Source organism: Pseudohaliea rubra DSM 19751 (genome assembly GCF_000764025.1).
In the GTDB taxonomy this organism is placed as follows: domain Bacteria; phylum Pseudomonadota; class Gammaproteobacteria; order Pseudomonadales; family Halieaceae; genus Pseudohaliea; species Pseudohaliea rubra.
Genome location: NZ_KN234773.1, coordinates 25130 through 36734, shown reverse-complemented (window position 1 = coordinate 36734; position 11605 = coordinate 25130). Strand labels below are relative to the sequence as shown.

Sequence of the window (11605 nt, the reverse complement as noted above, 5' to 3'; positions counted from 1 at the left end):
CCCTCGCCCACTTCACTGCCGGCCCCGGCGACTGGCTCGGCGATGCCGTGCTGGCAGACATCGCGACGCTCCAGGAGCTCGCCGGTCGGGTTGGCGAGCTCGATCGTATCCAGCTCCGCCTAGAGCCCGGCGACGCCGCCGCCCTGCGGCAGACCCTGCCCGCGGGGGTCGAGCTCGTGCGCTATGCGGACCAGCGCGAGACCTTCGACGCCATGACCGGCGCCTTCCGTACCAACCTGCTGGCCATGAGCGGCCTCGCAATGCTTGTCGGCGCCTTTCTCGTTTACAACACCATGGCCTTCGCCGTGGTGCAGCGGCGGCCGACCTTCGCGGTGCTCCGCATGGTCGGCACAACGCCACGGCAGCTGTTCCGGCGCTTGCTCCTGGAGGCCGGCACCCTCGGCCTGGTTGGGGGGCTCCTCGGCATCGTCCTCGGGCTTGTGCTGGGTCAGGCGCTGCTCACGCTGGTCGCCAGGACCGTCTCCGACCTCTATGTGACCATCGAGCCCGCCCGGCCGGACCTCGCGCCGGGACAGCTGCTCGTCGCCCTCGGGGTGACCCTCGGTGCCGTGCTTGCCGCCACGCTCATACCCGCGCGGGACGCGGCGCGCACGGAACCCGCCAGCCTGGCCCGCGCTGCCGGGACGCCGTCGGCCCGACAGCGTTGGGCCGTGACCTTCGCGGGCCTCGCCCTGCTCGTGGCCTGCCCGTTGCTCCTGGCCGCATCAGGAGCCTCACTGGTGGCCGGCTTTACGGCCCTCTTTCTTCTCATCGCCGGCTATGCCCTCCTCTGCCCTGCGCTCCTGCGCGGGCTCCTCGCCACCGGGCTGAGCTTGCTGCCCCGCGGTGGCCGGGCGGATCGGGCCCTGGCCCTGCGCGGGGTCCAGAGTGCCCTGCCGCGAACGGCACCGGCGATCACCGCGCTGACGGTGGCCGTGGCCGCCACGGTCGGGGTCGCCATCATGATCAGTTCCTTCCGTGGCAGCGTAGCCGACTGGCTGGACACGACGCTGCAGGGCGACCTCTACGTCTACCTGGCGGGTGATGGAGAACAGCTGGCCCCGGCCTGGCGCGACCGGCTCACCGCCCTGCCCGGCGTGGCGGCGGTGTCCGCGGCGCGCCAGCGCACGCTGCGCATCGATGGCGAGCCGATCCGGGTGCTGGTGGTCGGCGCCAATGCCATCACCGCGCGCAGCTTCGAACTCATCGCCGGCCCGGCAACGGTGACGGAGACGCTCGCCACGGGTGACGGCATTCTGGTGTCAGAGCCCCTGGCCCGGCGGCGGGGGCTCACGGTGGGCAGCACCGCGGTCCTGGGTACCCCCGAGGGCGGATTGACGCTGCCCGTACGCGGCATCTATCGGGATTACGCCAGCTCCTACGGCGCCGCGGTCCTGCCCCGGTCACGCTACGAGGCCCACTGGTCCGACCGGACACTGTCCAGCATCGCCCTGACCCTGGCCCCGGAGGCCGACCCGCGCGCGCTGCGCGCGCAAATCCTCGCTCTCGGCGATGGCGAGGGGCTGGACCTCGAGGTCAATGCCAACCACATGATCCGCGATCGCTCCCTGGCGATCTTCGACCGCACCTTTGTCATCACGGAGGTGCTGCGCGCCCTGGTGATCATCGTTGCCTTCGTCGGCATCCTCAGCGCCCTCATGGCCCTGTTCCTCGAGCGCAGCCGCGAGTTCGCCGTGCTCCGGGCCACGGGCATGACGCCCCGGCAGCTCCTGGGCCTGGTGCTGGCCCAGGCCGGCAGCAGCGGGCTGCTCGCCGGCCTGCTGGCCCTGCCGCTGGGCGGTGCGCTGTCGGTGCTCCTTATCGACGTCATCAACCGGCGCTCCTTCGGCTGGACCCTGGCCACGCGCATCGATCCCGCCATCATCCTCCACTCGCTGCTGCTCGCGGTCATCGCCGCCGCCCTCGCCGCCCTGTGGCCGGCACGACACCTTGCCGCCGGCGACCTGCGCGAGGCGCTGTACGCGCCATGAAATGCCCCATGACGTACTCTCCGAGACGCCTCGCCCCGCCGCTCCTGGCCCTGCTCCTGCTTGCCGGCTGCGGCGATCGCGAGACCACAACCGGCCTTGACGTGGCAAGCGCGCTCGGGGGCGACGCCACGGCAGGCTTTGCCCGCGCCAACGCGCCGCGGCAGTTCGACTTCCCGGCGGATCACAACGCGCACCCGGCCTTCCGCAACGAGTGGTGGTATTTCACGGGTCAGCTGACGGCTGCAAACGGCGAGCGTTTCGGCTACCAGGTGACTTTTTTCCGCATCGCCCTGGCACCGCCGGCGCCGCCCCGGGCCTCGGCCTGGGCGACGCAGCAACTGTGGATGGCCCATAGCGCCCTCACCGCTATCGATGCCGGCCGTCACTGGCACCGGGAGCGCTTCGCCCGCGACGCCCTGGGCCTCGCCGGGCAGCAGAGCGAGCCCTTCCGGGTCTGGCTGGAGGACTGGACCCTGGCAGGAGGCGACGGGGGCACCTTCCCCTGGCAGCTGTCCATCGACGCCGGAGACTTCACCCTGGTCTTCACCCTGGAGCCACAGCGGGAACCGGTGCTGCAGGGGGACGGCGGCCTCAGTCAGAAAAGCGCCGAGACCGGCAATGCGTCCTACTATTATTCGATCACGCGGCTGACCACCACCGGGACACTCACCGTAGGCGAAGAGCAGTACGCCGTAACGGGGCTTTCCTGGCTGGACCGGGAGTGGAGCACCAGCGCCCTCGGCGAGGGTCAGGCGGGCTGGGACTGGTTCTCCCTGCAGCTGGCCAGCGGCGACGACCTGATGCTCTACCAGCTGCGGAGAGAAGACGGCAGCCGCGACCGGCACAGCGCCGGCCTGCTCCTTGGCGCCGACGGCCGCCGGCAGCCCCTCTCCGCCGATGCGTTCAGCCTGGAACCGGCGCGCTGGTGGCAGGCCGAGAGCGGCGTGCGCTACCCGGTAGCCTGGCGACTGCAGGTGCCCGGGGCGAGCCTGGACCTCCGCATCGAGGCGGCGGTCGATGACCAGGAAATGGCCACGGCGGTACGCTACTGGGAAGGTGCTGTCGAGGTGCGCGCGGCGGAAAGCGGCGCGGCGGCCGGCCGGGGCTACCTGGAAATGACCGGCTACGACTCCTGAAAACAGCGCCTTTCGGTCATGTCCGCCGAGCGGCGCTGCAGAGGACTGAAGCGGGCCTGCAGCGGGAAGCTGCGGGCGCAGAACACGCGGGCGCTACCGCTTTCCAGCGGCTGCTGTTTCGCTCGGTAGTACGCCGAAGAGCTGACGGTACTCCGCTGCAAACAAACCCGGGTACCAGAAGCCAAGCTCTTCCGCCACAACCCGCACGGGCAGTGCCTCGGGGCTTTGCAGGAAGCGGCGCCTCGCTGTATGCAGGCGCAGGAGCTTGGTGTGCTGCTTCGGAGAGCGGCCGAGCAAGGATGTAAACGCATAGAACAGCGTTCGCCGGGTCGCGTTGGTCGCGACGCAGAGCTCCGTAATGGAAGGCGGGTCATGCAGCCTGCTTCTTATCAGCTCTTCAGCTTGCGACACGATGCGTCGCCGGCGCAGCATCGGCGCTCGCATGGGCTGCGGCGCCCCGCCCGCCAGGACGACAGCGAGGACGTCGCCGGCGAACTCGTCCCTATTGTGATCAACACGAGCAAAAAGGCTTGCGGCGAGCTTTCGGGTCAACTCGTCGACGCGGCTCCCCAGGCGCAGTGCACCCCAAGTGGCGAGGTAATGGTCCGCAGGACGGTGATGCTCATGCTCGATGATGTCCCGGACCGTATCGACGGGCATGGAAATAGCGTACTGCCGATGGTCCGGCGCCAGCTGCTGAAAAGCCTCCCCCCCGGGGTTCAGGAGCAGTAATTCCCCCCGCCGGAGGCTGCGCCCCTGAGCAGAGGCACCATCTCGCGGGTCCGAGACCGGCGCCAGCGTCCACCAGTGCCGGGACCGCTCCCCGCGGAGCAGTAAGCGTTGGCTGGAACAGGTCGAGTAAACCAGGGAACCGCACACCTGTCGCGCACTGAAAGAAATGCTCGCAGGACCTGCAGCCGACTGGGTGCACTCGACGTCGAGGAGCGAAGCAAGCCGCTGCTCGAATTCCTCGACGCTCCCGCTGGTGCTGGTATATGCCTGGTTCAATACGCCCCCCGCTCACCGGTGCCGGGCCGGTGGCCCGCGCTGCCCGGCAGCCTCTGATTTTGCACTTTTCATACTGTGCGGTGCAAAACCGCAAGTCTAGACTCTTTGAGACCGGTAGGCACCGCGGCTCCGGTGCCTTGCGCAGCCCGGTCTTTTCAATGGCCCCCCGCCTAACGGACCCGACGTCATGAGGAAACTGCTGTCGTGAATATGCCCAGAAGCCTGTTCAGCCATGGACTACTGATCACCGCACTGCTGCTACAGCACGGTTGCGGTAGTGAGCAATCAAGCGCAGGTGCAAATGCAGCGGGCAACACAAACGAGCAGGCTTCCTTCGACGTGGTAGAAGCCAGCTTCGAAGACATGCAGGAAGCCATGCGGGACGGCCGCGCAAGCGCACAGTCGCTGGTCAGGGCCTATCTGGCTCGCATCGAGCGTTATGATGCGACGCTCCGTGCGACCCTGGCCATCAACCCCCAGGCCCCAAGGATTGCTGCCAAACTCGATCTGGAGCGGGCCGCAGGGCGGCTTCGGGGCCCGCTCCATGGCATACCGATTGCGCTGAAAGACAACATTCTGACCACAGACATGCCCACGACCGGTGGCGCACTGGCCTTTGCCGACTACACCGCGCCCTATGAGGCGACAATCGTGCGGCGCCTGCGCGAGGCAGGCGCCATCATCATCGCCAAAACCACGCTCACCGAGCTGGCCAACTGGGTCGCCACCGGTATGCCCAACGGCTACAACGCCATTCTCGGGCACAGCCGCAATCCCTACGATCCGCGGCCCGACCCAAGACCCTGCTGCAACGACGGTCGCGGCGTACTGGACAGCGGCGGTTCCAGCTCCGGCACCGGCACCGCCGCCAACTTCTGGGCTGCCAATGTGGGCACGGAGACCTCGGGCTCGCTGCAGATTCCGGCGAACAACACCATGCTGGTCGCCATCAAGCCCACCGTGGGCCGGCTCAGCCGCCATGGCATCATACCGATTACCGCCGAGCAGGATACCGCCGGTCCCATGGCGAAGTACGTGGCCGACGCCACAGCGCTGCTCGCCGCCATGGAAGGCACCGATCCGAAGGACCCGGCCACGGGCGTCTGTCCACCACTCCCGGCATCCGCGGCAGCGACCCTGCTCCGGCGAGATGGGCTCGCCGGCGCGCGAATCGGCATTCCCCGGCCGTTTTTCTACGAGCCGGTCGCCCCCCCCGGTAGCGAGGCGCCGCGAGGCGGTCTGACAGCGGCAGAAGCCGCCACCATGCGGCGGGCAATAGCGGTGCTCGAGCAGGAGGGCGCCGTTATCGTCGATCCGGCACCGATCCCGAGTACCGTCAGCCCGGATCCGGAGGCCAATCAGCTGCTCTTCGGCAACTGCTACGACCTGGGCCAGGGCAAGGGCGGCGACGCGAACTGCTCGACGGTCATGAAGTACGGCATGAAGCGGGACTTCAACCAGTGGCTGAGCAGCCTCGGCACAACAGCACCGGTTGCGTCGCTCACCGGGTTGCGCCGGTTCAATCGCTCCCGGGAAGCGCAGGGCGCCATCCGCTATGGCCAGGCGCAGCTGGACATCTCGGACGAGATGGAGCTCACCGCAGACCGGAGCCGGTGGCGTGCAGACCGCCAGAAAGACCGGCGCCTGTCGCGCGACGAAGGGATCGACGCGGCGCTCGAGCGGCACGACCTCGATGCCCTGCTCATGCCAGCCTGGCGCGGCGAGAATATCATCAACAAGGCCGGCTACCCCGCCGTCAGTGTGCCCTTCGGTGAAGTCCCCAACGTTCTGGACCCGCCGCTCCCGGCGGACTTCGAAGCGAAGCCGATGCCCTTCGGCGTCACCTTCGCCGGTACCGGCTGCAGCGAGCCGCGCCTGCTGACCCTGGCCTATGCCTTTGAGCAGGCGACGCAGACGCGCAGGGCGCCGGCGCTGCCGTGAGGCTGGCGCGAGGGGGCCTGCTGCTCTGCCTGGCGGTGCTGGCGGCCCACGTGGACGAGGTGCTCGCCGTAAAGCAGCAGCGCGCTCCTGGCGCCGCGCTGCCCCTGAGCCAACGCTCCAGCGCGTTTTTTTGCACTTTTGCTGCTTTCGGCCCTTGCGGTCGGTACCTATGCTCCCCGGCGCTTCGGGTGCCTTGAAGCTATCGGCTTTTCACACGCGCCCGGGCACCAGAACCAAAACAGCCAGGGGAAGCCTTGTCGACGGTCCGTGACAGGCTTGCCGGTTCATATTGCGCGGGGAAAACGGCTCAGCAAGAAGCCCGGCCTCGGCCAGCTATCCAGGCAATCAGCGGGCGGGAGCATGCAGCAGACAACCTTCCCCGGGGCGGCAGACTCCCCGGAGCGCCGGCAGTCGCGACGCCCGCCAGGCACCGGGGGGCTTTTGTCGGTACTCGGGCTCCTGCTCCTCGCGGGCTGTGCAGCCGTGCCTCCAGCCGCTGAGAAATCGACCTCCCGGGACAGCACTGCAGCGCGGAGCCTGGCTTCCTTTGCGCGTCCGCCCGCCGAACAGGCCTGCTACGACCGCGGCAGGGAGCCCTACACGCCCGTCGTGGATGCACACTTCCACCCGCGCCCCTTCGGCGGAGCGGCCATCCCGCCGGAAGAACTTTTCAGCTACTTCGACCGGCTGGGGGTGCGCTTTGTCAACTACTTCGGCATCGGCCAGGTGCTGGCGCTCGACGCCGGCTGCAGCTACTACCTCGACTGTGCGGGCGTCCCGGCGAAACCCTCGGTCAAGAACGACTTTGTCAACGGCATGGACGTCGCGGCCTATCCGAACGATGACCTGCATATCACTCTGTCCATGACCTTCATGGATCTTGCGCAGCCGGAGGACCTGCTGTCGCTCGTCGAGCTTTACGACCGCGAATACCCGGGCATGTTCACCTGGGCCGGTGAAGTCAACGTGATCAAGCAGGCCCTCGTGGGCAATGGTCACGAACCGGCAACCCTTGCGGCCATTGACGCCTGGGCGCCGTTCATGGCGCTGCTCCGTGAACGCGGGATTCCCCTGACCCTGCACGCGGACCTCGGCAACGACGACGAGCCGACCGCTTTTCTGTTCCTCATGGACCACATTCTCGCGTCCTATCCGGCTAACGCCATTGTCTGGGCGCACATGGGGTTATCGAAGGAACTGACCACCATGGATCCCGTTGAGCACGTCGCGCTCATGCGGGAACGCCTGGATCGCTACCCGGGGCTCATGCTCGACATCTCCTGGGACGTGCTCTTCAACGCCTACCACCGCTGGGGCGACATCTTCGTCGACTTTTTCAACGACTACTCCGATCGCCTCCTTGCCGGCTCGGACTTCGTCGCCGCCGGCAGCAAGGGCTTCGATGACTATGCGCGCGAACTCGAGGTGACCTCCCGGGTGCTGCGCTTTCTCGACGACCGGGCCTTTCGCAACGTCGCCCTCGGCGAGAACTATTTCCGCCTGATGGATCTTCCTTACCACGCGCCTGCGCTGTGTGACGCAGGCAGGCACGAGGAGAAGCTGAAAGCCACTTCGCATGCTCCGGACAACAGGGGCAGCAACAACGAGGGAAAACCATGAACAACGCAAGCAGAGATCGGGGCAGGCTCAACCGGCTCTACGGCTGTGCCCTGCTGCTGGGAGCGACCCTGCCGGCAGCGGCACAGGAGGTCGAACTGGATTTTTACGGCCACGTCATGCTCGACATGATCTACGACTTCGATCGCCTGGCGCCGGACGGCAACGACACGCTGCGGGTGTCACAGATTCCCGTGAACTGCCCCGGCGACGCCGGCTGCGGCTCCGATGGGGAGCTGATCTTCGGGATCAGGCAGACACGTTATGGCATGGATGCCACGGTCCCTACGGCTATCGGTGACATCAAGACCAAGCTCGAATTCGAGCTGTTCGGCGTCGGTACCGATGCCGGCAAGATCACGCCGCGGCTGCGCCATGCCTGGGCGACCATCAACGAGTTCGGCTTCGGGCAGACCAACTCCGTGTTCATGGACGGGGACGTGTTCCCGAACTCCATCGACTACTGGGGCCCGTCCGGGATGATGTTCTTTCGCAACATCCAGGCGCGCTGGACACCGGTGTCCACGGACACGCAGCGCATCGCCATCGCCCTGGAGTCGCCCTCGGCGGGCATCGATTCCGGCAAGGTACCCGATGTTTCACCGAACCTGAACGTGCGCAGCAAGGAGGAACTGCCCGACCTCACCGCCCACTGGCGTATTCAGCAGCCCTGGGGGCACTTCCAGGCGGCCGTCATTCTCCGGCAGGTCGCTTTCGAGGCCTCGGACGACCTCTCCGGGAATTACTTCTCCGGGGAGGAGGTCGGCTACGGGGTCAACCTTTCCGGCACGCTGAACACCGTCGGTCGGGACCGGGTGCTCTGGCAGCTTGCCGCAGGCGAGGGCATCGGCAACTACCTCAACGACGGCGGTATCGACCTGGCGCCCAAAGAGAGTTTGCGCGCCACCACCGTACCCGTCGTCAGCTGGCTGCTCTTCTACGACCGCTGGTGGAGCGATGCCTGGAGCTCCTCCATCGGCTGGAGCCGCGCAGAGCTGGACAATACCGACGGCCAGCGCGACACAGCTTCCGAGACCCTCGACTACGGCCTCGTCAATCTGCTCCATCACCCGGCAGAGAACATCACCGTCGGTGCCGAGCTGCTGCACGGCGCCCTCGGCCTGAAAGATGGCGCCGAAGGCACCGACACCCGCGTTCAGTTTTCCTTCAAATTCAACTTCTGATTCAGCTTTCCACGGAGAATGCAGATGCTTAGACACACTTTTCCCGCTTCGCTCTGGCGTACAGCCAGTGCGTCCTTGCTGGCCCTGGCCCTGAGCACGCCGCTGCAGGCGGCAGACGTGGCAACGATGGCGGATCGTGAGATCCAGAATGTCCTGGACGAGGCCCTCGATGCCTTTGCGGGCCTTGAGGAAGGCGCCAACGCGGACTACATTCCGGCGCTCGCAGAGGTGGATCCGGACATTTTCGGCATCGCCCTGGTCACGCCGGATGGGCGCGTGTTCACCGCCGGTGACGTCGAAGCCGAAGTGTCCATCCAGTCGATCTCCAAGGTGTTCACCATGGCCCTGGTCATGGAGGAGCAGGGGGTCAGCTTCGCGCCGGAAGGCGTCGGTGTCGATGCCACCGGCCAGGTCTTCAACTCCATCGTCGCCGTGGAACAGCACCGCGGCGCGGAAATGAACCCCATGGTCAACGCCGGGGCCATTGCCACCACGAGCCGGGTTTCCGGGGCTTCCCGCGACGAGATCTGGCGGCGCATCCTCGACTTCCACGCCCGCTTCGCCGGCCGCAAGCTCGCAGTCAATGAGCCTGTCTACGAGTCGGAAGCGGCCACCAACCAGCGCAACCAGGCCATCGGCCGACTCATGTACGCCTACGGCCATATCGAGGTTGACCCGGATCGTGCCACCGACATCTATACGGAACAGTGCTCCATCAACGTCAACGCCCGGGATCTCGCCATCATGGCCGGCACCCTGGCCAACGCCGGGCTGAACCCCGTCACTGGCGAGACGGTCATGACCGCGGAGAACGTCCCGGAAGTGCTCGCCATCATGGCCACCGCCGGGCTCTATGACGACGCCGGCAAGTGGCTGTACCGCACCGGACTGCCGGCCAAGAGTGGCGTTGGTGGCGGCATCGTCGCGGTATCACCGGGCAACTTCGGCCTTGCGGCCATCGCACCGCCCCTGGACCCGGCCGGCAACAGCGTCAAGGCGCAGGCAGCCATCGACTACATCTCGCAGAAGCTGGGCGGCAACCCCTACGAGGTCGAGCCCGTCGGGGCCCGCTGACCATGTTGTTACGGCCACAGCAACAACGCCGGCCCGCGCAGCGCCTGCTTGCGCTGGCTGCCGCACCGCTGCTCGCCTGCAGTGTTTCGGCTGCCGACGAGACGCTGCCCCATGCCCAACGGATCCTCGACCGTCTCGAGGCCCTGGAACGGCGCCAGCAGGTGCTGGAAAGCGAGCTCGCCGAACGCGATGCGCGCATCAGGGAACTGGAGAGCCGGGCCGGCGGGCGTGAAAGGACAGCGGGCCGGCAACTTGAGGAGCTGCCAGTGGCTCCGGGTGCCGTGCCCGGGGACACGGTAGCAACACGCAGCGCCTCTGCGCTGAACGCGGGGCTACGCACGCCGCCAGCCATGGACACAGGCTCCGGAGACAGCGGCTACGGCGTTTTCCAACCCGGCGGCCAGGGCTTCAAGCTCGTGGATACGCCCCAGGGTGACCTGAACTTCAGTGCCTGGGCCTACGTGCGCTATCTGAACCAGCAGGATCTCGACGACAGCTATGTCGATGCCTTCGGGCGCGAACGCACGATTGATCAGCGCAACGACTTTCAGCTCAACAAGATCAACCTGTACTTCAAGGGCTGGCTGTTCGACCCGGCTTTCCGCTACAACTTCTACAGCTGGACCTCGAACGCCAACCAGGGCGATCCGGCCTCGGTAGTTATCGCCGGCAACCTGAGCTACGAGTTCTCCCCGGAACTGGACGTGGGCATGGGGATCGGCGGCCTGCCCGGCACACGCAGCGTGCGCGGGACTTTCCCCTTCTGGAACAAGGTCGACAACCGCACCATTGCCGACGAGTTCTTTCGCCCCAGCTATACCTCGGGCCTGTGGGCGGCCGGCGCCTTCGAGAACAACCTGAACTACCGCGTGATGATCGGCAACAACCTCAGTCAGGTGGGCATCAATGCCGACCAGCTGGACGACGAGCTGAACACAGTCTCCGGGGCGTTGTGGTGGACACCGCAGGGCGAGTACGGCCCCGCCGGCGGCTACGGCGACTTCGAACACCACGAGGAGCCGGTCACGACCTTCGGCGTGCACTTCACCCACTCGCGCGAGGATCGCCAGACCCAGCCGGGTACGGAAGCCATTGAGAACGCCCAGCTGCGGCTCTCCGACGGCACGCTGCTGTTCCAGCCGGGAGCTTTCGCGACCGACGGCCAGGTCAACCGCGCCACCTACCGCATGGCGGCGGTGGATGCCGGCTACAAGTATCGCGGCTGGTCTCTGGAGGGCGAGTACTACTGGCGCGTCATCGACAGCCTGTCGACCGTCGGCGACACTCCCGTCAACGACCTGTTCGATCACGGGTTCCAGCTGCAGCTCGGCAGCATGCTGCTGCCCCGCAAACTCCAGGCCTACGCCGCCGGCTCGAAGGTCTTCGGCGAATACGGCAACCCCTGGGATCTCGCCGTGGGCCTGAACTGGTATCCGAAGGAATGCCGCCTGTTCCGCGTCAATACGGAGCTGCTGTACCTGAATGACTCTCCCGTAGGCTACAGCAGCGTCCCCTTCGCCCTGGGCGGAAACGGCGTGGTGCTGCACACCAACCTGGAGCTGATGTTCTGACACGCCACCTGCGACAATCGCGTTGCTGTGATGGCTCCCGGGCAGGTGGCGATGTGTAGCGCCCGGCGCGTACCGGCCGGCGT

The 11605-nt window shown here is 66.9% G+C and carries 8 protein-coding genes; 7 read left to right on the top strand and 1 reads right to left on the bottom strand.

Annotation, left to right across the window (positions count from 1 at the left end):
• Positions 1-1991 (top strand): FtsX-like permease family protein (locus tag HRUBRA_RS10790; protein WP_052094712.1); only part of this gene is annotated, 1991 nt, incomplete at its 5' end.
• An 8-nt stretch (positions 1992-1999) separates the two neighbouring features.
• Entirely contained in the window at positions 2000-3127 is a 1128-nt protein-coding gene (locus HRUBRA_RS10785; protein WP_084592603.1) for a lipocalin-like domain-containing protein, read from the top strand.
• A gap of 93 nt (positions 3128-3220) precedes the next feature.
• On the opposite strand, the gene HRUBRA_RS14745 is transcribed toward HRUBRA_RS10785, so the two are convergent.
• Positions 3221-4135, bottom strand: a complete 915-nt coding sequence (locus tag HRUBRA_RS14745; RefSeq protein ID WP_052094711.1) for an AraC family transcriptional regulator — start codon at positions 4133-4135, stop codon at positions 3221-3223.
• 210 nt (positions 4136-4345) lie between these two features.
• Here HRUBRA_RS14745 and HRUBRA_RS10775 point away from each other — a divergent pair, with 210 nt between their 5' ends.
• The 5 genes from HRUBRA_RS10775 (at position 4346) to HRUBRA_RS10750 (ending at position 11522) form a co-directional block, all read left to right on the top strand.
• Positions 4346-6076, top strand: coding sequence for an amidase family protein (locus HRUBRA_RS10775; RefSeq protein WP_236629849.1), 1731 nt, complete (start codon positions 4346-4348; stop codon positions 6074-6076).
• 360 nt (positions 6077-6436) lie between these two features.
• On the top strand, positions 6437-7696 hold the full coding sequence (locus tag HRUBRA_RS10770; protein ID WP_084592602.1) for an amidohydrolase family protein: 1260 nt from the start codon (positions 6437-6439) through the stop codon (positions 7694-7696).
• Positions 7693-8877 carry a DcaP family trimeric outer membrane transporter gene (locus tag HRUBRA_RS10765; protein ID WP_084592601.1) on the top strand — a complete coding sequence of 395 codons (1185 nt, stop codon included), beginning with the start codon at positions 7693-7695 and terminating at the stop codon, positions 8875-8877. The genes HRUBRA_RS10770 and HRUBRA_RS10765 overlap by 4 nt, the downstream gene beginning before the upstream one ends.
• Before the next feature lie 24 nt (positions 8878-8901).
• Positions 8902-9951 (top strand): glutaminase A, encoded by a 1050-nt coding sequence (glsA, locus tag HRUBRA_RS10760; RefSeq protein ID WP_084592600.1) that lies wholly within the window; start codon positions 8902-8904, stop codon positions 9949-9951.
• 2 nt (positions 9952-9953) lie between these two features.
• Entirely contained in the window at positions 9954-11522 is a 1569-nt protein-coding gene (locus HRUBRA_RS10750) for a hypothetical protein (RefSeq protein ID WP_201771590.1), read from the top strand.
• Positions 11523-11605 lie beyond the last annotated feature (83 nt).

What these genes read in the sequence shown, in the direction of transcription:
- HRUBRA_RS10765 (WP_084592601.1), top strand. Translation starts at nt 7,693, where the DNA reads ATGAACAACGCAAGCAGAGATCGGGGCAGGCTCAACCGGCTCTACGGC.
- glsA (WP_084592600.1), top strand. Translation starts at nt 8,902, where the DNA reads ATGCTTAGACACACTTTTCCCGCTTCGCTCTGGCGTACAGCCAGTGCG.
- HRUBRA_RS10750 (WP_201771590.1), top strand. Translation starts at nt 9,954, where the DNA reads ATGTTGTTACGGCCACAGCAACAACGCCGGCCCGCGCAGCGCCTGCTT.
- HRUBRA_RS10775 (WP_236629849.1), top strand. Translation starts at nt 4,346, where the DNA reads ATGCCCAGAAGCCTGTTCAGCCATGGACTACTGATCACCGCACTGCTG.
- HRUBRA_RS10785 (WP_084592603.1), top strand. Translation starts at nt 2,000, where the DNA reads ATGACGTACTCTCCGAGACGCCTCGCCCCGCCGCTCCTGGCCCTGCTC.
- HRUBRA_RS10770 (WP_084592602.1), top strand. Translation starts at nt 6,437, where the DNA reads ATGCAGCAGACAACCTTCCCCGGGGCGGCAGACTCCCCGGAGCGCCGG.